General features: G+C 40.2%; 18 protein-coding genes and 1 pseudogene. 4 read left to right on the forward strand and 15 right to left on the reverse strand.

The window, feature by feature from the left end:
- Positions 1 to 11 precede the first annotated feature (11 nt).
- The 3 genes and pseudogenes from gloA2 to gyrA form a co-directional block, all read right to left on the reverse strand.
- Positions 12 to 412 (reverse strand): annotated as a pseudogene (gloA2, locus tag HMPREF1517_RS07785) (SMU1112c/YaeR family gloxylase I-like metalloprotein).
- A gap of 36 nt (positions 413 to 448) precedes the next feature.
- Positions 449 to 1,210, reverse strand: coding sequence for a class A sortase (locus HMPREF1517_RS07790; RefSeq protein WP_037600766.1), 762 nt, complete (start codon positions 1,208 to 1,210; stop codon positions 449 to 451).
- Positions 1,210 to 3,678, reverse strand: coding sequence for a DNA gyrase subunit A (gene gyrA, locus HMPREF1517_RS07795; RefSeq protein WP_037600831.1), 2,469 nt, complete (start codon positions 3,676 to 3,678; stop codon positions 1,210 to 1,212). The genes HMPREF1517_RS07790 and gyrA overlap by 1 nt, the downstream gene beginning before the upstream one ends.
- A gap of 220 nt (positions 3,679 to 3,898) precedes the next feature.
- On the opposite strand from gyrA, the gene HMPREF1517_RS07800 reads away from it, so the two are divergent.
- Positions 3,899 to 4,885, forward strand: coding sequence for an L-lactate dehydrogenase (locus HMPREF1517_RS07800; protein ID WP_022496720.1), 987 nt, complete (start codon positions 3,899 to 3,901; stop codon positions 4,883 to 4,885).
- Positions 4,886 to 4,975: 90 nt separating this feature from the next.
- Here HMPREF1517_RS07800 and nox read toward each other — a convergent pair whose 3' ends face one another.
- The 6 genes from nox to HMPREF1517_RS07830 all read right to left on the reverse strand — a co-directional run bounded on the left by nox (position 4,976) and on the right by HMPREF1517_RS07830 (position 10,869).
- Positions 4,976 to 6,349, reverse strand: a complete 1,374-nt coding sequence (gene nox / locus HMPREF1517_RS07805; RefSeq protein WP_004182358.1) for a H2O-forming NADH oxidase — start codon at positions 6,347 to 6,349, stop codon at positions 4,976 to 4,978.
- A gap of 288 nt (positions 6,350 to 6,637) precedes the next feature.
- Positions 6,638 to 8,176, reverse strand: coding sequence for an ABC-F family ATP-binding cassette domain-containing protein (locus HMPREF1517_RS07810; protein WP_002891178.1), 1,539 nt, complete (start codon positions 8,174 to 8,176; stop codon positions 6,638 to 6,640).
- A gap of 138 nt (positions 8,177 to 8,314) precedes the next feature.
- The gene (locus HMPREF1517_RS07815) at positions 8,315 to 8,845 is read right to left on the reverse strand and encodes an ECF transporter S component (RefSeq protein WP_037600834.1); all 531 of its coding nucleotides are present in this window, start codon (positions 8,843 to 8,845) and stop codon (positions 8,315 to 8,317) included.
- Positions 8,835 to 9,692: a pyridoxamine kinase gene (locus tag HMPREF1517_RS07820; RefSeq protein ID WP_037600838.1), complete on the reverse strand. Its 858-nt coding sequence runs from the start codon at positions 9,690 to 9,692 to the stop codon at positions 8,835 to 8,837. The genes HMPREF1517_RS07815 and HMPREF1517_RS07820 overlap by 11 nt, the downstream gene beginning before the upstream one ends.
- Entirely contained in the window at positions 9,693 to 10,202 is a 510-nt protein-coding gene (locus tag HMPREF1517_RS07825) for an ECF transporter S component (RefSeq protein WP_037600841.1), read from the reverse strand.
- A gap of 136 nt (positions 10,203 to 10,338) precedes the next feature.
- Positions 10,339 to 10,869, reverse strand: coding sequence for a DUF5067 domain-containing protein (locus HMPREF1517_RS07830; RefSeq protein WP_037600843.1), 531 nt, complete (start codon positions 10,867 to 10,869; stop codon positions 10,339 to 10,341).
- Positions 10,870 to 11,028: 159 nt separating this feature from the next.
- Here HMPREF1517_RS07830 and HMPREF1517_RS07835 point away from each other — a divergent pair, with 159 nt between their 5' ends.
- Entirely contained in the window at positions 11,029 to 12,294 is a 1,266-nt protein-coding gene (locus tag HMPREF1517_RS07835; RefSeq protein WP_037600845.1) for an aminotransferase-like domain-containing protein, read from the forward strand.
- Positions 12,295 to 12,334: 40 nt separating this feature from the next.
- Here the strand turns inward: HMPREF1517_RS07835 and HMPREF1517_RS07840 are convergent, their stop codons facing one another.
- The 5 genes from HMPREF1517_RS07840 to pheS form a co-directional block, all read right to left on the reverse strand.
- Positions 12,335 to 12,673, reverse strand: a complete 339-nt coding sequence (locus tag HMPREF1517_RS07840; RefSeq protein ID WP_002891184.1) for an ATP cone domain-containing protein — start codon at positions 12,671 to 12,673, stop codon at positions 12,335 to 12,337.
- A gap of 91 nt (positions 12,674 to 12,764) precedes the next feature.
- A complete protein-coding gene (locus tag HMPREF1517_RS07845) occupies positions 12,765 to 13,346 on the reverse strand; it encodes a hypothetical protein (RefSeq protein WP_037600848.1) in 582 nt (193 codons plus the stop codon).
- A 68-nt stretch (positions 13,347 to 13,414) separates the two neighbouring features.
- On the reverse strand, positions 13,415 to 15,829 hold the full coding sequence (pheT, locus tag HMPREF1517_RS07850; RefSeq protein ID WP_443030969.1) for a phenylalanine--tRNA ligase subunit beta: 2,415 nt from the start codon (positions 15,827 to 15,829) through the stop codon (positions 13,415 to 13,417).
- 296 nt (positions 15,830 to 16,125) lie between these two features.
- Positions 16,126 to 16,644: a GNAT family N-acetyltransferase gene (locus HMPREF1517_RS07855; RefSeq protein WP_037600854.1), complete on the reverse strand. Its 519-nt coding sequence runs from the start codon at positions 16,642 to 16,644 to the stop codon at positions 16,126 to 16,128.
- A gap of 16 nt (positions 16,645 to 16,660) precedes the next feature.
- A complete protein-coding gene (gene pheS / locus HMPREF1517_RS07860; RefSeq protein ID WP_014633009.1) occupies positions 16,661 to 17,704 on the reverse strand; it encodes a phenylalanine--tRNA ligase subunit alpha in 1,044 nt (347 codons plus the stop codon).
- Between the two features lie 437 nt (positions 17,705 to 18,141).
- Between pheS and HMPREF1517_RS07865 the strand changes: the two genes are divergently transcribed.
- The gene (locus tag HMPREF1517_RS07865) at positions 18,142 to 18,339 is read left to right on the forward strand and encodes a helix-turn-helix transcriptional regulator (protein ID WP_037600858.1); all 198 of its coding nucleotides are present in this window, start codon (positions 18,142 to 18,144) and stop codon (positions 18,337 to 18,339) included.
- Positions 18,340 to 18,365: 26 nt separating this feature from the next.
- Positions 18,366 to 18,911: a DUF3278 domain-containing protein gene (locus HMPREF1517_RS07870; protein ID WP_037600861.1), complete on the forward strand. Its 546-nt coding sequence runs from the start codon at positions 18,366 to 18,368 to the stop codon at positions 18,909 to 18,911.
- Positions 18,912 to 19,300: 389 nt separating this feature from the next.
- Here the strand turns inward: HMPREF1517_RS07870 and smc are convergent, their stop codons facing one another.
- Positions 19,301 to 22,834: a chromosome segregation protein SMC gene (gene smc, locus HMPREF1517_RS07875; protein ID WP_037600863.1), complete on the reverse strand. Its 3,534-nt coding sequence runs from the start codon at positions 22,832 to 22,834 to the stop codon at positions 19,301 to 19,303.
- Position 22,835: the final 1 nt, after the last annotated feature.

Genomic DNA, 22,835 nt, shown 5'->3' on the forward strand with positions numbered 1-22,835 from the left:
GGTCAAAAAAACTACTCGTGCAACTCCAAAGGAAGACCATCTGGATCAGCAAAGAAAGTCATCTTTTCACCGGTAAAAGTGTCCTTGCGAATAGGTTGGCAGGAGATACCCTTTTGTTCTAACTCTTGGACGACCTCTTCAATATTAGTCACTCTGAAAGCTAAATGACGTAAGCCACATGCCTCAGGATAAGACGGACGTTTTGGGGGTTCCACATAGTTCGGATCACTGGTCTTATTGCCGAAGATTTCAGTTCTATACCTCCACAGCTTAGGTCTAACTTATAATCATGACGTTCCGGACGGTGATTTTCCCGAATAATCTCAAAACCAAGTTTATTGACATAAAAATCTCGAGACAAGTCATAATCAGAAACAATAATAGCAACATGGTGCACTGTATTTAAAAACATATTTTCCGCCATTGAAAAAGGCCCGAAGGCCCTTTTTTAACTTTGAAATTGATTGTATGACTTATTAAAGGCTTCAATAATATCTGAACTTGCCTTGTCAAAATCTACCTGTGATTTCAATTCACCTTTGACGATTGTACGCTGAGTTGCTTCGGCATCCGTACAAGTTACAAGGGTAACTTCAGACTTGCCAGGTGTATCATCAACTACTGCTACTTCAGTTGGTTGGACCACCTTCACCTCACTAATAACATAAGTATAGACTTTATTTTTATCCGTAAGATAAATCTTCATACCTTCCTTAGCCTTATCTAGTGGTGAAAATAGCATGTCAGATGCACCGGCAATACCAAAGACGTGGTGGCTAGCTAGTGAATAGTTGTTTTCACCACCCATGACTTGATCTTCTTTCATCGTTCCTGCACCGTAAGTCAACTCTGTATTGCCAAGTCCTTTGAAAATAGGGAGATTGATACCTACCTCTGGAATAGCAATACCACCAACGACAGGAAGCTCTTGAGCATCCATCTGTGCCTGCAAGACAGACTCTGTACTAATTGATTTAACGGTATCAAAGTCAAAGCTAGTCTTAGCTTCCTTGTTTTTCTCAATAGTCTTTTTAGAAACCTTGCTCACTTGATACTTATTTGTATTCCAAGCAATCACTGTGTTTCGAATAGACTTATTGAAAATCAAGGCTAGACCAACAACTAAGAGAACAACAATCAACACCCAGCGAAGAATATCAAGCCACTTACGGCGTTTTTTTGTTACGTTATTTTTCTTATCTTTGCTCATTAGTTGTCACCACTTTCTTGATCTTCGGAAGCTTGTTCAACTTCTTCTGGCTCAACTAAAGCAAAGGTTACAATACGAGCAGAGTCATCCAAACGCATGACCTTAACCCCTTGAGTGGCACGACCAGTTTGTGAAATATTAGCAACGGCAGTACGGATGATAACACCTGTATCGGTGATGACCATGATATCCTCATCACCAGACACTGTTACAATACCTGCTAGGTTACCATTCTTCTCTGTGATATTGGCAGTCTTGATACCTTTACCACCACGACCCTTCGTTGGGTATTCAGTAGCTGAGGTACGCTTACCGTAACCTTTTTCAGTGATAATCAAGACTTCTTGGTTTTCTGTAATGGCAGCTGCACCAACAACTTGGTCACCATCACGAAGAGTTACCCCTTTAACACCAGCAGCCATACGACTCATGCTTCGAATAGTGTCCTCTTTGAAGCGAACACTGTAACCAAATTTAGTACCAATGACAATTTCTTCATTACCAGTAGTCAAGAAGACGTTGATTAGCTCGTCACCTTCTCTAAGTTTTAAGGCAATCAAACCATTTTGGCGAATGTTTTTGAACTCGGCTTCCTTAGTTCGTTTAACCAAACCTTGACGAGTTACAAAGACTAGGTGATTATTTTCAGAAGCTTCTTCACTCTTGGCATTAATGACTGTTTGAATGGTCTCACCTTCGTCCAACTTCAAGAGATTAACGATAGGTAAACCTTTGGCTGTGCGACCATACTCAGGAATTTCATAACCCTTAAGACGGTATACACGCCCTTTATTGGTCATAAAGTAAAGGTGATCATGAGTACTTGTTGAAACGATATCACGAACAAAGTCGTCATCGTTCACACCTGTACCTTGAACTCCACGACCTCCACGTTTCTGAGAACGGAATTCGTCTTGAGCCAAACGTTTGATATATCCCTTGTTAGAAAGAGTGATAACGACATCCTCTTCTTCGATTAGGTCTTCATCTTCAAGTGAGACAACTTCACCGACCATCAGCTCTGTACGACGAGCATCTGCGAATTTACGCTTACTTTCATCCAACTCTTCCTTGATGATAGCAATGACACGCTCTGGTTTTGCCAAAATATCAGCCAAATCAGCAATCAAGGCAAGGAGATCATTGTACTCATTTTGAATTTTATCACGTTCCAAACCGGTCAAACGACGCAAACGCATATCAAGAATGGCTTGGCTTTGACGTTCAGTGAGTTCAAAGCGAGCCATCAACTCGGCTTGAGCCTCTGCATCAGTTTGACTGTTACGAATAATCGTAATCACTTCATCCAAATGATCAAGCGCAATCAGCAAACCTTCTAAAATGTGGGCACGTGCTTCAGCCTTGTCTTTATCAAACTGTGTACGACGAACCACAACTTCTTGTTGGTGAGCAATATAGTCAGCCAAGATTTGACGCAAAGAAAGAATTTTAGGAACACCCTTTTCAATGGCCAACATGTTGAAACTAAAGTTAGTCTGAAGTTGCGTTAATTTGAACAAATTGTTCAAGATAACATTGGCCGAAGCATCACGACGCACTTCGATGACAAAGCGTACCCCTTCACGAGAAGACTCGTCACGGACTGCTGTAATCCCCTCAATACGTTTTTCTTGAGCTAAACGCACAATATGTTCATGGACCTTGGTCTTATTGACCATGTAAGGAAACTCAGTGACAACAATACGCTCACGACCTGATTTAGTTGTTTCAATTTCGGTACGCGAACGAAGGACAATAGAACCCTTACCAGTTTCATAAGCACGGTGAATACCAGATTTCCCCATGACCAAGCCTCCAGTTGGAAAGTCTGGTCCAGGAAGAACTTCCATCAGTTCACGCGTTGTGACTTCAGGATTATCCATCATCAATTTGACAGCATCAATCGTTTCAGCCAAATTGTGTGGTGGAATGTTAGTCGCCATACCAACAGCAATCCCTGTCGCACCATTGACAAGAAGGTTGGGAATACGTGACGGAAGAACGATTGGCTCACGTTCTGATCCATCATAGTTATCTTGGAAATCTACAGTATTCTTGTTAAGATCACGAAGCATTTCCAAGGCGATTTTAGACATACGCGCCTCAGTATAACGCTGAGCGGCAGCCCCATCTCCGTCCATAGAACCAAAGTTCCCGTGACCATCAACCAACATGTAACGGTAGCTCCACCATTGCGCCATACGGACCATGGCTTCATAGATAGATGAGTCCCCGTGTGGGTGATATTTACCCATGACATCCCCGGTAATACGGGCAGATTTTTTATGTGGCTTATCAGGTGTCACCCCAAGCTCATTCATTCCATAAAGAATACGACGTTGTACAGGTTTTAAACCGTCACGAACATCTGGAAGAGCACGAGACACGATAACACTCATGGCATAATCGATAAAGCTCGTCTTCATCTCAGACGTCAAATTAACGTCAATTAAATTATTATCTTGCACTCTAAAAATGCCTCTTTTCTTTCATTCAAATCATTCCAAACTCTAATAAAAGAGTATAGAAGATTTCTATAATATTATACCATAAAACGCTTTATTTTTCAGTTGTGTAAAACGCTTTCATCCATTATTTACTTAATATTTCGTGACATCCATCACTTAAAGTGGTAGAATAAGCAGTGTATGGGGTAACCCAATTAAAAAAAAGGAGATGTTTAGACCCATGACTGCAACTAAACAACACAAAAAAGTCATCCTCGTTGGTGACGGTGCCGTAGGTTCATCTTACGCTTTCGCACTTGTAAACCAAGGTATCGCTCAAGAACTTGGTATCATAGAAATTCCACAATTGTTCGAAAAAGCTGTTGGTGATGCGCTTGACCTTAGCCACGCGCTTGCTTTCACTTCACCTAAAAAAATCTACGCAGCTAAATACGAAGACTGTGCGGATGCTGACCTTGTAGTTATCACTGCTGGTGCTCCACAAAAACCAGGTGAAACTCGTCTTGATCTTGTTGGTAAAAACCTTGCTATCAACAAATCTATCGTTACTCAAGTTGTTGAATCAGGCTTCAAAGGAATCTTCCTTGTAGCAGCTAACCCAGTTGACGTATTGACTTACTCAACATGGAAATTCTCAGGATTCCCTAAAGAACGCGTTATCGGTTCAGGTACTTCACTTGACTCAGCTCGTTTCCGTCAAGCACTTGCTGAGAAACTTGACGTTGATGCTCGTTCAGTTCACGCCTACATCATGGGTGAACACGGTGACTCAGAATTTGCCGTTTGGTCACACGCTAACATCGCCGGTGTAAACCTTGAAGAATTCCTTAAAGACACTCAAAATGTTCAAGAATCTGAATTGGTTGAATTGTTCGAAGGTGTTCGTGATGCCGCTTACACAATCATCAACAAAAAAGGTGCTACTTACTATGGTATCGCCGTTGCCCTTGCTCGTATCACTAAAGCTATTCTTGACGATGAAAATGCAGTACTTCCATTGTCTGTATTCCAAGAAGGTCAATATGGTGTAAGCAACGTCTTTATCGGTCAACCTGCTATCGTAGGTGCACATGGTATCGTACGTCCAGTTAACATCCCATTGAACGATGCGGAACAACAAAAAATGAAAGCTTCTGCTGACGAATTGCAAGCTATCATTGATGAAGCATGGAAAAACCCTGACTTCCAAGAAGCTTCAAAAAACTAATCTAACATTAGTTAAATAAAAGTCTCCAGTAGGAGGCTTTTTTCGTATTAAAAAAAAAACAGCTAATTCGACTGAATTAGCTGTTTAAGATTATTTAGCTGAGATAGCTGCTTTAGCAATATAGCTAAGCGGTTGGTTAAAGTGTGGCAAGAAGAACAAATCAAGCAATTGAAGACGGTCAATAGTTACACCTTCTTGGATAGCCAATGAGAACATGTGGATTCCCATAGAGATGTCCATACGTGATACCATTTGAGCACCAAGAACTTTGCGTGTATCTTTGTCATAGACAATCTTGATTGTAACGTCTTCATTTTCATCTTCCATGAAGGCAGCTTTTTGAAGATCCGTTGATTCTACTACTGCTGGATTGAAGCCAAAGCGTTTTGCTTTTTCTTCTGTCAAACCAGTAGATACCATGTTCAAACCATAGATTGAGATACCATTTGATCCTTGAACACCGTTTGATTCAACATCGCCACCACCGGCATTATGACCACCGACAATACCTGAGCGAACAGCGTTTGAAGCCAAGGCAATGTAGTTCACATCTTCAAGGGCATTGTCATAAACGGTAGCACAGTCACCAACTGCATAAACATCTTTGATTGATGTTTCTTGTTTCTTATTAACAAGGTAAGCCCCATTACGGAATGTTTCCAATTTACCAGCACCAAGAGCTGTGTTAGGACGGAAACCTACTGCAAGGACAACCATGTCGACATCGTAAGCATTTTTATCAGTGACGATACGTTCAACTTTAGTATCACCTTCAACTGCCTTAACAGTTTCACCAAATGCCAATTTAATACCGTGGCTTTCCATATTTTTAGCCATAAGTTCAGTCAAGTCATGGTCGTAATAACCTGCCAAACATGTATCAACAACGTCGATAAGGATAACTTCTTTACCGTGACGTTGGAAAGCTTCAGCCAATTCAACACCAATGTAACCAGCACCTACAACCGCTACACGTTTGATATCTTGAGATTTGTCGTTCAACTTATCAATAACCTCTTGGGCGTTTTGGAAAAGTTTAACGAATTGAAGGTTTTCAAGTGTAGCTTCGAAAGTACGGCTACCTTCTTTAATTTCAGCACCTTCGATTGGAGGCAAGATTGGTTGAGATCCAGTAGCCAAAATCAATTTGTCATATGATTCAACGTGCTCTTTACCATCTACAAGGGCTGTAACAGTTTTACCATCAAAGTCAATAGACTCAACTGGTGAGTTCATATAAACTTTAGCACCCTTGCTTTCAAGTCCTTCTTTGTTGGCATAGAAAAGACCATCAGAACCAGAGATTTGATTACCGATCCAAAGAGCCATCCCACAACCCAAGAATGAAATGTTAGAGTTTTGGTCGAAAACAACTACTTCATTTTGGTCTCCGTAATTATCGAGAATAGTATTAATACTAAAAGTACCAGCGTGGTTAGCACCAACAACTACGATTTTTGACATAAGTTTATCCAACTTTCTTTTGATAATAGTTTACCATTTTATTCTACCATAATCAGAAAACGGTTACACCTTTTATGCTCAGACTTTGTTACTTTTTGAACAAATTAAGTTTCTATGCTCAAAACCCATGTAGAACATGTCAAAATAGGTAGAAAATCGCTTTATGATGACGGTTACCTTTCTTAACACCATCACTGTCTTACCAAATCCTAGAAAGTTACTTTGCTTTAAAATATAAAAAAAGAGTGAGTAACTTTCTCTTTAGAGAATGTCAACACTCTTTTATCTCTATACTAACTCATTAAAATCCCAAACGTCTGTCCAACCTTCATAAAATTCTGGTTCGTGACATACCATAAGGATACTACCCTTGAAGGCCTGAAGGGCACGCTTCAATTCATCCTTGGCGTCAACATCCAAGTGGTTGGTCGGTTCGTCCAGAACAAGGACATTATTTTCACGATTCATAAGGAGACAGAAGCGAACTTTAGCCTGTTCTCCACCTGAAAGCACCTGAATTTGGCTTTCAATATGCTTAGAGGTTAATCCGCATTTGGCTAGAGCTGCACGAACTTCAGCCTGATTTAATGCTGGGAAGGCATCCCAAACTGCTTCAAGAGGCGTCTGACGTGACCCTTCTGCTTCTTGCTCAAAGTAACCTAGATCAATAAAGTCACCTGTTTCAACTTCTCCTTCGAGTGGTTGAATAATACCAAGCAAGCTCTTAAGCAAAGTAGTCTTACCGATACCATTGGCACCCACGATAGCTACTTTTTGATTACGTTCGAAGGTAAGATTCAAAGGAGCCTTGGTCAAAGGGCGGTCGTAACCAATAACGAGGTCTTTAGTTTGGAAAATAAAGCGTCCAGGCGTACGACTTTCCTTGAAATGGAATTCAGGTTTTGGCTTCTCAGCCTGCAACTCGATAATTTCCATTTTATCCAATTTCTTCTGACGAGACATGGCCATATTTCGAGTAGCAACACGTGCCTTGTTACGGTTAACAAAATCTTGAAGGTCTGCAATTTCCTTTTGCTGACGTTCATAGGCAGCTTCTAATTGAGCTTTCTTCATAGCATAGACAGATTGGAAATTGTCATAATCACCTGCATAGCGAACCAAGTCTTGATTTTCAACATGATAGACAATATTAATCACATCATTTAGGAACGGAATATCGTGTGAAATGAGGACAAAGGCATTCTCATACTCTTGAAGATAACGTTTAAGCCAGGCAATGTGTTCAGCATCCAAATAGTTGGTTGGCTCATCGAGAAGTAAGATATCTGGTTTTTCAAGCAATAACTTAGCCAAGAGAATCTTGGTACGTTGACCACCTGAAAGGTCCGTTACATCTGTATCCATACCAAAATCCATGACACCTAGTGCACGGGCAACCTCATCAATCTTAGCATCTAGTGTATAGAAATCACGCGTTTCCAAGCGATCCTGAAGCTCACCCACTTCTTCCATCAGAGCATCAACGTCAGCTCCTTCATCAGCCATAGACATGTAAATCTCGTTGATACGTTCTTCAGTCTTAAAGAGCTCATCAAAAGCCGTACGAAGGACATCACGAACGGTCATTCCCTTTTCAAGAACAGCATGCTGATCCAAGTAACCCGCTGTAACGTACTTAGACCACTCTACCTTACCTTCATCTGGCTGCAATTTTCCAGTAACGATAGACATGAAGGTTGACTTTCCTTCACCGTTAGCACCGACAAGACCGATGTGCTCCCCTTTGAGCAAACGGAATGAGACATTTTCAAAAATAGCACGGTCACCAAATCCGTGACTAAGATTTTTGACTTCTAAAATAGACATAGCATATCTGGGCTGAACCTGCCTTCAGCCCTTTCCTTTCTTGACATTAACTTTACTATTTTACCATTTTTTAGTGAAAATTTGGACCTCTACTTCTGGAAAATGAAAAAGAAAAAGCAGGACCTACCTGCTAAATCTTTAGTTTCTCTGTAAAATACGTTTGAAGACAGGATAGAGGAGAGGAACCGCAATGATTGTCACTACTGATGTTCCAAAGGTTCCACCAATTTTAGTAAGTGCCAATACCATGGCTGCATTGAGTGGTAAAGCTGCAACAACACTATTAATAATCGTATACTTAATAAAATTCAAAATAATTTTGATCACTGCCGCTATGACTCCAATAATTATGATGTTAGCTATTTTGTCATTTGATTTTAGAAGCTTTTCAAAAACAAGATAGAGAACATAACAAACAATCAAAGATTCTAAAATAGTAATCCAAACCTCAGCAGCATAGCCATTGAAAATATCAAATAGACCTAACCCTACTGTTGCGACTAGCGCACCTTTTCTGGCACCGAAAATCAAAACAGCAATCACAACTAGGGCATTTCCCAGATGGACAAATTGAGCTCCAAAAGGAATACGAATAAACTGTACACTCACAATAATTAAAGCTGCATACAAACTCAATTCAACTAATTCACGTGTTTTATCACTTTTCATTTTTCTCCTCCAATAGGGCATTAAAACCACTGAATAAATAACCGATATGGGGCTCATAGCAAAGACCATATTTTAAAGGACGACCATCAGACAGTGTTGACGAAAGAACCCTATCCATAACATCCAAGGCCAAATCACAAACCTTTAGTAAATCAAGATTATAAAAGTAACCTGCTGATAAGATTGCCGTTAGCAAATCGCCGCTTCCATAAAAATGATTCCCATAACGATTTTGCATGCGAAAAACCGTTTCATTGGTCTCTTTATCAAAATAAGCCAGCCCAATTTTGTCTGTCTCAAAAGAGATACCTGTCACAATAACTTTCCGAGGGCCAAGCTTGGTCAACTCTCTCAGAAGCTTTTCAATAGTGGCCTCATCATAGGAACCTTCTTCAAGATAGGGAGTATCCGTCAAAAAGGCAGCTTCTGTCAGATTAGGAATGATGACATCTGCTTGTTGACAGAAAGCTTTCATGGCTTCTACATAGTTTCTATCAAAACCTTGATAGAGACTACCATTGTCACCCATAATAGGGTCAACAAATAGAGCTATCTGTTTATCGCGAGCCAATTGACCTACACATTTTAGTGCTTCTTCTGACTTAAAATAACCACTCACAAGGCCATCTACTATAAAATCCAAGTGCTCCCACTGCTTACAAAATCCCTTTAGGTCATCCGTAAGATCCCGTACATAGATATTTTCAAACTCTCCTGTATGCGAAGATAAAAGAACCGTTGGTAAAGGAAGGACTTCAGTTTGACAAGCTGACATGATAGGGAGGCTACTAGTTAAAGCAACCTTACCTAGACCAACGAGGTCATTGGCAACAATTACTTTGGTCATCTATTTCCCTTCCCAAATCTTTTTAAACTGTTTAACAAAGCTTGTGTGGAAATAAATGTAATAGGCCACTCCTAAACCAAGAATAGCAGCTACAAGGTCAAATGGAATCTTCATAATAGCATAAGCTGGCGTACCATAGATAAAGGCTCTTCCTAAGCCATAACCTACTAGATCAATAATAGCTCCAAGTAAGAGACCTAAGGATGCCCTAGATTTGCTCAATTCTCCTAAACGCCCTCCAACAATGAGTGCAATAGCAAGAACTTGAAGGCTGTGTGTTACTAGAGTTACCCACATAGGAAGAGGGTAAAAAAGAAAATCTCCAATAAAGGAACCTACTCCCGCAATAATAACTGCTTCTGTAGGTGGGAAAATTAAACCAACTAGGAAAATAACAATCCCGTTAAAATAGAAATGACCTCCTGGCACAGGGATAGATAAGAGACTCGAACTCAAAATAATGACAAGTGCCATGAAAAATGCAGAAATGGTTAAACGTTTTGCTGACATACCTAAAACTCCTTAGTCAATAAATATAGTATAAGTTTATGAAAATTCTGACGATTAAACAAGATAGTATTTTCATTACTGTATGGGTACAGATTTTGAGCAATAAAAAAACCACACGTTCGTGTGGCGATCAAACTTATTGAGCTTTTTTATCAAAATATTTGACAGGTGCCTTTTCAAGATTTTGTAGTGAAAGCTTGGCTGTCGCGTTTGCCTCAGTACCATAATCAGAGAAATCAATGTTAAGATCATGATCAAAATCCGCAACGGCATAGTCAACAACAATTTCCTTAACTTCCTTAGGTGCAATCTCTGTCTTATTAGCAATCTTGTCTCTATCATCATCTTTAGAGAAGACCATTGTCGCAACTTTCAATTCTTCCTTCTCCTGTTTAACATCGAGAACCACCTTCATCAAAAGAGTGTAGGCATTCATGGTTTCTTTGCTTGTGTTGCTGAGTTTGTAGTGAACACGAACTGCTTTTTGACCTTCAGGGGATTCGATTTTAGTGGCAGAAAGAACTTGTACGCTAGCATCTTGTCCCACAAATAGCATTTTATTTTTATCATATGTCCAAGTAGGCTCTTTCTCCGGCGTGCAGGCTGACAAACCAATAATGGTTAAGCAGGCAAGAGCGAGAAGTCCTAAGATTTTCTTAAAAGTCATTCTTATAATCTCCTTAAACTTGTTTGGAAGGGGAATTTAGTTTTACCTTACAACCTTCTTATTATGTCAAAATCTAATAATCTTGTCAAATTTCTCTGGGCCTATTGCTCTGACAAGGGAAGTAAGGTAAAATAAGGAAAAATCTGTAAGGGGTCAGTTATGAGTATTTATCAATATATTGTCGAGACCATTATCAAAGATATCCAAAATGGTACTTTAAAAAAAGGGAGTAAGCTTCCCTCTATTCGTCAACTTAGCCAGACTTATACCTGTAGTAAGGATACAGCCCAAAGAGCACTCTTGGAACTCAAGTATCAAAACTATATTTACGCCGTACCCAAAAGTGGCTATTATGTTCTCGAAGGACGCAATGAAGTCGATAATAAGGTCCTTCTTAACCTTAACGATTACAATCAATTGGCCTACGAGGATTTTAAACTTTGTTTGGATGAAAGTTTGGCGGGTCATCAGGACTACCTCTTCAACTATTATCATGAACAAGCTGGACTCAAAGATTTGCTTGAAGCCTTAAAGAGTCGATTAATTGCTGACGATATTTATGTCAATTCGGACCAGATTGTCATAACCTCAGGAAGTCAACAGGCCCTCTATATCCTTTCACAGATGGATTTTGGTAATGGGGGCCACAAAATTCTTTTAGAACAACCTACCTATCATCGCATGAACCAGCTGGTCAACCGTCAAAATCTAGCTTACGAGACGATTAACCGTGGTTTTGATGGTTTGGATTTTGACCGCTTGGAAGAGTACTTTAAATCTGGACAGATTAAGTTCTTCTATACTATCAGTCGTTACTCCAATCCTCTCGGATTAAGCTATAATGCTAGCGAAAAAGAAAAGCTAGCCAAACTTGCCAATCAGTATAATGTTTATATCGTCGAGGATGACTATATGGGAGACTTTAGTGATAGTAAAAATCTCCCTATTCACTACTATGATACTCAAAATCAGACCATCTATATCAAATCCTTCTCCATGACCCTTTTTCCAGGTTTGCGCCTAGGTAGCCTTGTTTTACCTCCTAATCTTAAGTCTACCTTTTTGAGCCACAAGGGACTTATTGACTATGATACCAATCTCATCATGCAAAAAGCACTTTCCGTTTATCTCGAAAATGGCATGTTCCAAAAAAACATTAAGAAACTTGGTGACCTCTTTCAACAAAACATGGCTAAAAGTCAAGCAATCATTGACAAATCTAAGGTTAGCATTCCTTATCAGATTTCCCCTAGACATGTGACCTGGCAACTTCCTAAGGAGTTTTCACTTGAAAAATTCAAAGCCCACAAGCAGATCCGTTTTTTAGAATCATCCTTTATTAGACCAACTTCTGAAACTTATCTGCAGATAGGTCATGGGCAGGAACTGGAATCCTTTATAAAAATTTTAAAAAAGACAAAGTGACAAATAGACACAACAAAAGCCATCGCTTGATGGCTTTTGCTTATTTAGTCTGCTCAAAGCGTAGGTGTACAATTACTTTGTCACCATAACCGTTACGCTCCAAATCTCGTTGCAAACGGTATGAAATATAATGCTCAGCAATATTGATAAAGCCTGCTTCCATGAGACGATTTTCAACCAATGACTGAATCATATTAATGGTTGGGCGTTCTACCTGAGCATCTTGAAGATCAAGCACTACTTTTTTCGTAACTTGAGCAAGGTTTTGGCGCCAAGTATCATCGAGAACATACACAGTCTGTGCTGCTTTTAAGATGGCTTGGTAAATTTTATCAGGATCAAATTCAGCAACTTGACCATTACGTTTAATAATTTGCATGGCTACCCTCTTTTCATGGCTTTTTCTTTTATTATGCAGAGAATTTACATATTTGTCAAGTGCAAATCCCTGAAAGAGCTATCCAGACTGCTTATTCCCAGAATTTAGAAATGTAAACTGGTTTTCCATGTTTATCAAAGGAAAGCGTTGCAGTATAGGAATCTGACTCATGGTGCCGCATATAATTAGCGATTCTTTTATCGCCGTTTATCAGGTGAATGTCATAAGTCTGCCCATCAGAACTTTCAAAGTGAGCATTAATCCTAGCACTACTCGTTTTAGACCCAACATGACTAATATCTATTTGTTCAACTTTGCCATCAATGGTTTTAGCTATAGGTCCTCCATAATCCTTGTAAATAGTGACGGTAGCTAAAACATCCTCAACCAAAACATAGGTCATTCCGAAAATAAACAGATAAACTATTGGGATGACAATGAAAGATAATTTACTTTGACAAAACTTTTCCTTCTGCCAAGCCCAGATATCTTGAGGTGACATGATTAAAAACTTCTTAACATACTGATGAACGAGTAACCTATAGACTAACACTAAAAATGTTAATTGCCCCAAGGGATAAGCAAAACTGGGTAAGCCATCAATAAGTACATTGACTTTATCAGATTCAAAAGTGTAATGTCCCCATATCCCGTCAAAGAACTCTAAAAACAAATTATCTCCTTTATGTAATATCGTCTAATCACTTAAAAATCCATCTTCTCAGATGGATTTTCTAATGATTAACGTACTTCTGCTTCGACCTTTTCAGTGAGAGCTTTAGTAATTTTTTCCATGTATTTGGCAACTTCTTCGTCTGTAAGGTTGTCATTTGGATTTTGGAAGGTAAGGCTATAAGCCATTGATTTCATACCTGCACCAAGTTTTTCACCTGCGTAAACGTCGAAGAGTTTAACGGCAACCAAGCGTTTGACTCCTGCAGAGTAGATAGCATCCAGAACTTCTTGATGAGTTATTTCTGCCTTGAGAAGAAGGGCGATATCACGTGATACTGCAGGGAATTTTGTGATTTCAACAAATGGTTGAGCTGGTTGCAAGGCAGCTTCTACAGCACTAAGATTAATTTCAGCCACATAAGTCTCAGGAATGCCATAGTTTTTGGCAGTTTGTGGGTGAACTTGACCAAGGAATCCAATAGTTTGACCATCAAGCAGAATAGCAGCTGTACGACCTGGGTGCATGCTTGCTAGCTCTTTTGTTGGTACATAGTCAACTGAAACTTCAAGTTTATCAAAGAGTGCTTCAACAATACCTTTGGCATAGAAGAAATCAACTGGCGTTGCTTTGGTTTGGAAATCTTTTTCAGCTACAAGACCAGAAATAGCGAAGGCAAAGGTATTGATTTCATTTGGCAATTCCTCTTTTGGATCACCCTTTTGTTCAAAGACCTTACCGATTTCGTAAATAGCAACGTTACTATTCTTACGGTTAACATTGTAAGCAACAGTATCAAGCATGCCAGAAACCATATTCTGACGGAGAGCTGAACGGTCAACAGTCATTGGCCACATCAACTCAGTCAAATTACTTGGTGTCGCAGCAAATTCAACGGCTTTTTCAGGTGTTGTCAAAGCATATGAGATGATTTCAGTCAATCCAGCACCTTCAGCAATGCTACGAACCTTACGGCGAAGTGCTTGTGTTTCAGTCAATTCACCGGCTGTTCCTGCTGCTTCTGGAAGTGTCGTAGGCAATTTTTCATAGCCGTAGATACGTGCAATTTCCTCAACCAGGTCTGCTTGGATACTGATATCCCAACGACGACGTGGTACAGATACTGTGAATTTATCGGCATCACCTGTCAATCCAAAACCAAGTTTCGCAAAGACATCTTCAATATCTGCAAAAGTCAATTCTGTACCAAGGCGAACATTCACATAGTCAAGACTTGTAGAAACTTGAACTGGCTCTGTATCAACTGACCCCGCTTGAACACGGCCTGCAAGCACCGTTCCATTTGCCAATTCTTGCAACATTGCTGCAGCAAAATCAAGAGCTTCAAGGACAGTATCGTTATTGATACCTTTCTCAAAACGTGATGATGATTCTGAACGAAGGTTGAGACGGCTGCTTGTCTTACGAATTGATTTACCATCAAATACAGCAGCTTCGAGAACAACATTTTTAGAATTGTTGTCAATTTCAGTTGAAGCGCCACCCATAACACCTGCGAGGGCAACTGGTTTGTCAGCAACTGTAATAACAATATCTTCAGCAGTCAATTCACGTTCTTCACCATCGAGAGTGACTAATTTTTCTCCATCACGGGCATCGCGAGCAACAATACGTGAGTCTTCAAATTTGTCCAAATCGAAGGCGTGCATTGGTTGTCCAAAGTAAAGAAGAACATAGTTTGTCACGTCAACCACGTTATTGATTGGACGGATACCAGCATTCATAAGAAGGTTTTGCAACCATTGTGGACTTGGTTGAACAGTAACATTCTCAACCACACGACTAGCATAAGTAGCCACTTTTTTGCTTTCGATAGCTACTGAAATCTTATCAGAAGCTGGTTTGCTGTCTTCTGTGACTGTTTTTTCTGGGAAGTGAACAGATTTACCATAGATTGCAGCGACTTCATGGGCCACACCACGCATAGAAAGAGCATCAGCACGGTTAGGTGTGATTGACAATTCGATGATTTCATCATCAAGGTCGAGATATGGGAAAATGCTATCTCCAGGTACAGCATCTTCAGGCAAAATTTGGATACCATCCGCAAATTCCTTAGGAATAATGCTATCTGGAAGTCCAAGTTCTGCCAAAGAACAGATCATACCGAGAGATTCCATGCCGCGAATCTTACCTTTTTTGATTTTGTAATTGTCCGCAATACGGGCACCAGGAATGGCAACAATTACCTTGATTCCAGCAGTAACATTTGGAGCTCCACAAACAATTTGACGTGGACCCTCAGCATCTCCTGTATCAACTTGGCACAAGTGCAAGTGTGTTTCAGGCACATCTTCACATGACAAGACATGACCAACAACCAATTTTGACAAGCCTTCAGCAGGTGTTTCAACACCTTCTACTTCAATACCTGTCGTCGACATTTTTTCAGCGAGTTCAGCAGTGGTAACATCCACATCAACCAACTCTTTTAACCATTTATAACTAACTAGCATAATTATGATATTAAGACCGTGTCCTTGCAGAGCAAGGACCAAAGTGACAAGATTTTAGGAAGTCGCCTGAAATCCTAATTTCAGTAGCGACTTATCTAAATCTCGAACTTTGAGGTCGTATTCAAATCCTTTCTGTAAAATTATCAGTTCAACTGATAAATGAGAGAAGAATTTAAACCTCTACTTAGGGCGGGTTCAAATCCTTTCTGTAATTTAGGAATATGTATAGCTGATATAAGAGGAAGACGAACTGACACGTTTAATCGCCTTATAAACTCCTCTCTATCAACTTAATAATCGGTTTATAGTTTTAATTTAAGCAACCAGTCACAGTCTACTTTACCGTCACCAACTGGAAAATCGTGTTCTGCAAATTTTTCAAAGCCATATTTATCGTAAAAAATCTGTGCTTTGAAATTTCTTTCCCAAACACCCAACCAGGCCCAATCACAACCTAGATCACGGGCTTCCTGCAATGCAAATTCAAAGAGTTGCTTACCCAAACCCATGCCTTGAAAGGCCTGACTGATATAAATACGCTGAATTTGAAAGGCATTGTCTAGATGCTGCTCTGTTTGGGCAGAACTAACATTGGTCTTTAGAAAACCTGCCTTTTCACCATCAACGAGAATGAAAAAGTAACGCGATTCTTCATGAGTGATTTCATCTAAGAGGACTTCCTCAGAAAGTGCAGTGTCAAAGTAACCTTGCAACTGGGCTTCGGTATTATCATGAGCAAAAGTCTCTCTAAAGGTATCTTCGGAGATAACTTTTAATTCTGCTACTTCTTCCGGAAGAACCTTACGAATAACGACTGACATGACAACCTCCTAAACCTTATTTAAACTGTTCTGAGAAGCGAACATCCCCTTGGTAGAAACCACGAATGTCGTTGATACCATAGCGAAGCATGGCAATACGTTCTTGACCAAGACCGAAGGCGAAACCTGAGTATTCTTCAGAATCAACACCAGACATCTCAAGAACTTGTGGGTGAACCATACCTGCACCGAGGATTTCAATCCAACCTGTCTTCTTACATACGTTACATCCTTTACCACCACACTTGAAGCATGACACGTCAACCTCAACTGAAGGCTCAGTGAATGGGAAGTAAGATGGACGCAAACGGATTTGACGTTCTGCACCAAACATTTTTTGGATAATCATTTCAAGCGTTCCCTTAAGATCACCCATTGAGATGTTTTTACCAACGACCAAACCTTCAATTTGGTGGAACTGGTGACTGTGAGTCGCATCATCTGTATCACGACGGAAAACACGTCCTGGTGAGATCATCTTAAGAGGACCCTTAGAAAAATCGTGTTTATCAAGTGTACGAGCTTGAACAGGACTTGTGTGAGTACGAAGTAAAATTTCTTCCGTAATATAGAAAGTATCTTGCATGTCGCGCGCTGGATGGTCCTTAGGCAAGTTCATACGTTCAAAGTTATAGTAATCTGTTTCAACTTCAAAACCATCAACGATTTGGAAGCCCATCCCCAAGAAAATGTCTTCGATTTCCTCAGCTGTTTGGCTAAGAATATGACGGTTACCGAGTTTGACTTGGCGTCCTGGAAGAGTTACGTCAAGACTTTCAGAGTCAAGTTGTGCTTGAATTTTAGCGGCTTCGACAATTTTAGCGGCTTCGTCAAAAGCTTCAGTCAAAACGTCACGAACTTCGTTGACCATTTTACCAACTTTAGGGCGTTCTTCATTAGGAAGGTCTTTAAGCCCCTTCAAAAGATCCGTCAAAGAACCTTTTTTACCTAAAACTGCAACACGCAATTCTTGTAATTCTTTAGAGTGTTCACCACGCATTTCAGCCAATTTAGCCTGCGTTGAGGTTTTCAACTCTTGCAATTGTGTTTGTAAATCCATGAGATTCCTTTCTTATGTAACAATTTCGAATCGCAAACAAAAAACCACATGCCAAAACTCCAACCCGGAGCGTTGACACGCGGTACCATCCGTTTTTATCTGGTTACCCAGACCTTGATTCGCCAGCCGTCTTCACGAGTGAATTCGCCAAACTTCCCTTGAGGAGGCTTCCAGTCCATGGCCCCCAATCCCTGTCAATTTCCATAAGGTTACTAGTCTCTACGACTTCTATTCAATTACTATTTATTTTACCAAAAAAGCAAAAAGCTTTCAAGAGCTGACAAAGGATCCTTTAGTTAATACCAAATTAAAATTATGTCTAAGATAATTGACATATCCATAGGAACTTGCTACAATTATGTCAGATAAAGTTGACATAATTAATAAATTGCGACTTACAGCAACACATTAGCTTGTCTTTCAGAAGGAGGCCCTTTATGAATCATGTCAGGGAATTTAGAAAGAATATGGGGCTTTCACAATTAGAACTTGCAAAGTCTATTGGCGTTTCCCGACAGACCATTAACATGATCGAAAATAACAAGTATAACCCAACACTGGAGCTCTGTCTAAATCTAGCTAAAGCACTAGACACAGATCTTAACAGTCTCTTTTGGGATGGAAATTACGAATAGAGATATAAGTTAGAAAGAGGTAAATCATGATTAAAGAAACTTTCACTGACAAACTAATTAAACGTTTTTATGGTATCACAGGTCCTTTAGATGAACAAAAGCGCCAACAGGTTGATCGAATGGGTAACATAGCTTTCGTAGTTCTTTTCTTTACCTTACTTTGTGGTAATTGTATTGCCTTTCTTATAGGCTTTAAGTATCCCGAACTTGTAGGTCGTATTTACCCTATCCTCCTCTTGATTATCATTCTGTTAGTTAGCAGCATCCTTACTTATAAGTTAAAGATAAGTGCTGTTAATGCTTTTGACGAGGAAGAACTGACTGAGAAAGAGAAAAAACAACTTAAGCACGTGGGGCTTAAGTCAGGTTTATACTTTGGGATTAGCATGTTCTTAGGCATGCCCCTAGTTCACTTCTTAGTTGACAATAAAGACTATTTGACAGAATTATTCTCAATCCATAATATGCTATCAGGCATTTTTGAAGCTATCCTTTTTGGGGCTATCATGCAGGGCTTGGTCAATGCTGGTATCAAACAAGCCAAATCTCAAGCTGAGAAAGGTGACCAATAAACTAAAAAGACAAAGAAAAATCCAGGTTTCCCAGCCTGGATTTTTCGCTCGAAAGAAGACTTCTTAGACTTGTATACGCGAAGCCTAAATGTGTCCAGAAAATCGTATCTTAACACATACACTATAACTAACTTCAAAAAACACCATATCCCCATATGACATTTCCTTAAATATTGTAACATGTCAGTGGGAAATGACAAGTCGCCCTCTCTCTCATAAACCCTAAAATCCTAATCATAGCCTTTGTTATGCCATTTTACGCAATCGATTGCGCAATTTTGAAAGCGCAAACTTAATGTTTTTCTGAAAGTCCTTACAAATTTTTTGAGACTATGAAAAAAGATAGTGATAAAGCTATCAACTATCTTTCATGAAAATATAATCTATTTTTAGTCTAAATCAAGGTCTTTTAGTTTGACCGAAACGATTTTCGAGACACCTGATTCCTGCATAGTTACCCCATAAATAGAGTCTGCTGCAGACATCGTTCCCTTACGATGGGTAACTACAATAAATTGACTGGACTTGTCAAAACGATTAAGGTAGTCACCGAAGCGTTTAACATTGGCTTCATCCAAAGCCGCTTCTACTTCGTCTAGGATAACAAATGGAATGGTCTTAACACGAATGATGGCAAAGAGAAGGGCCAAAGCTGACAAGGCCTTCTCACCACCAGACATAAGGTTAAGCGATTGAATTTTCTTACCTGGTGGCTGCATAGAAATTTCTACTCCAGCCTCTAGGAGATTGTCTGAAGTCAAAATCAAGTCTGCTGAACCTCCACCAAACATCTGGGTAAAGGTCTGTTTAAAGCTTTCTCGGATAGCCTCAAAGGTTGTTTTAAAGCGTGATTTCACTTCATCATCCATGTCATTAACGGTATTCAGAAGGAGACTCTTAGCTTCGAGCAAATCATCCTTTTGTCCGTTCAAGAAATCAAGACGTTGCTTAACCTCTTCAAACTGGGCAATAGCATCTACATTGACCGGACCCAAAGATTTAATCGAACGCTCAAGACCTTGCAGATTCTGGCGAGTTTGTTCAACATTGTCAAGAGGACTAGCCTGACCTTTGGCGACTTCAAGTGTCATCTGGTAATCTTCAGCCAACTGGGTCGCAAACTTACGAAGTGATTGACTAATCTGACTTTCACGTTCTTCCAAACGAGTCTGCTGACGAATCAAGTCCTCGTTACGATTGCCAGCTTTAGCCAAACGCTCCTCCAAGTCTTCCAACTGACCTTCGTAATCTTGCACCTGAATCTTGGCACGGACAAGAGCTTGTTCCAAATCGTCCTTACGTTGGACAGCTTCTTTATGCTGTGCTTGCAAATGCGGAAGGCGGTCAGTTTGGTCATCATTGACCTGGTTATTAAGGAGAGCTTTAAGACTATCCGATTCCTTCATTAACTCAGACAGGTCGGCTTGAAGACGATTACTTTCTGTCTTAGCAAAACGCAATTCTGCTTGCAAATCACGTTCCTCCAACTGAAGTTTAGATTGCTTGTCTAAGAGAACCTGTTTTTGTTGGCCAAGTGCGTCTTTGTCTTCCTTAATAGCCTCAATACGGTCGTTAATGGCCTCACGCTTAGATGCAATTTGTGCTAACTCTGCTTTAAGTTGTTCAGCCTTATCTTGAAGATTTGCCCCATCAGTTCCCTGAGAATCCTGTTTGAAACTATCCACTAGGATTTGATTTTTCTCCACCTCTGACAAGGCTTGTTGGTGTTCTAGGTCTAGTTTTTGCTCTTGCAGACGAGCATTTTCACCATCTAGCTTCAGATCTTCTAACTCTTTCTGTAAAGCCTTACGTTTGATCTTGAGGGCTTCAACTTTAGCTTCACTATCACTTAATTGAGCCTTAATCTGGTTAATTTCAGCAGTCAATGCATCCAGTTCAGGCTTGATAAATAGGTTATTATTTTGTTTGTTAGTACCACCAGCAAAGGCACCACCGGGACGAATCTCAGACCCGTCAAGAGTAACCATACGAACTTGGAAACGAACAGCTCGAGCTGCTTTATTAGCATTGTCAATGGTATCAAAGATTGCCGTTACCCCTAGGAGGTTTTGGAAAATATTAGATAAGCGGTCCTCATAGGTAACCAAATCGGAAGCCATACCAATAAAACCTGGTGCATTGGCAAGACTTTGAGCAAATTGTCCATTAAGTTGACGTGGTTTGATGGTTGTCAACGGCAAGAAAGTTGCACGCCCCTGACGATTGCGCTTCAAGTAGTCAATCGAACGCTTAGCAGCCGCTTCGTCCTCAACAATAATATTCTGCCCACTAGGTCCCATAGCAATTTCAAGAGCCGTCTGATAACGCGTATCAAAAGTCAAGTGTTCACTAACTGCACCAATAATTCCTTGAATGGATTGGGAGTTTTGAAGGACAGCCTTAACCCCTGCATAGAAATTAGAATGATTTTTTTGGATAGACTCTAAACTTTGACGACGGGCATCTTTACTCTTAAGGTGATCCATGAGGTCAAACATCTGCTTTTGAGCGTCTTGATAGTCCTTATCAAGAGCTTGATAAGCCTGAGCCTTTTCTTTGTAGCTAGCTAAGAGGTTTTGAAGACTCGCTTGGGCTGCTTGATAAGCTTTTTGGGTTTCACTAGCCACTTCCTGAGCAGAAAGCAAGTCAGCTTGAGCTTGTTTAAATTCTTCAGCTTGTGCCTCAAGCGCTTGTGTCTGACTGTCCATGTCGTGAGTGACCTGAGTCAAACTGTTAGAAACCTTGGCTTCCTCCTGCATCAGACCAACATAGTCTTCACGTAAACGTTCAATAAGCGTATCTGGATCATCAGAAAATTGCTCCAGTTCTTTTTGAATAGCAATCAGCTCTTGGGCAAGGCTATCCAACTCAGCATTCAATTCACCTTGGCCTTGATTAACCTTATCAAGTGCTACCTGAGCTTCTGCTTTCAAATGCTCTAACTCACTGAGACGAGCTTCAGTTTCTTCTTTTTTCTCTGAACGCTGCTGACTCTCCATGGTATAAAGATCAATTTGACGCTCAAAGTCACTAATAAGACGTGTGACATCCACCAAGGTTTGTTGGTCAGAAGAAATTTGTTCTGAAATTTGATGTCGTTTCTGTTTGAGCTCCTGGTTCTCAATCTCTAGACGATGACGTTCCTCATAATAGCTGGTTAATTTTTTCTTGACCTCTGACAAATCCTCTTGGGTCTGGCTCAAGTCAGACTTACCAATTTCAATATCGTGGACCAAAAGATTAAGCTGAGTCTGTCTACGTTCCTCATCTAATTCCAAGTAACGTTTAGCAGTCGCTGCTTGCTTTTCAAGCGGTTTAACCTGACCGTCCAGCTCGTAAATGATATCTTCCAAACGATCAAGGTTATCTTGGGTTTGATTAAGCTTACTTTCCGTTTCTTTCTTACGTGTCTTATATTTAAGAACCCCTGCGGCTTCTTCGAAAATAGCGCGGCGTTCTTCAGGTTTGGCATTAAAAATAGCCTCAACACGACCTTGGGAAATAATAGAAAAAGAATCACGCCCCAGACCGGTATCCATGAAGAGGTCATGAATATCACGCAGACGAACTTTGCGACCATCAATCAAGTAATCATTGTCACCGTTTCGATAAATGTGACGCTCCACACGAATGGTTTCGCCAGCACCCGCGATAAAACCATCACTGTTATCAAGAGTGACTGCCACTTCCGCATAGTTGAGAGCCTTACGAACCTCTGTTCCTGCAAAAATAACGTCAGGCATCTTGCCTCCACGCAAACTCTTGGCAGATGATTCACCCAATGCCCAGCGTAGACTCTCTGTAATATTTGATTTTCCCGATCCATTTGGACCTACAACGGCTGTTACTCCCTTGTCAAAGACGACTTGCGTCTTGTCCGCAAAGGATTTAAAGCCCTGCATTTCAATTGATTTCAAATACATG

The sequence above is a fragment of the Streptococcus sp. ACS2 genome (genome assembly GCF_000525585.1).
Taxonomy (GTDB): Bacteria; Bacillota; Bacilli; order Lactobacillales; family Streptococcaceae; genus Streptococcus.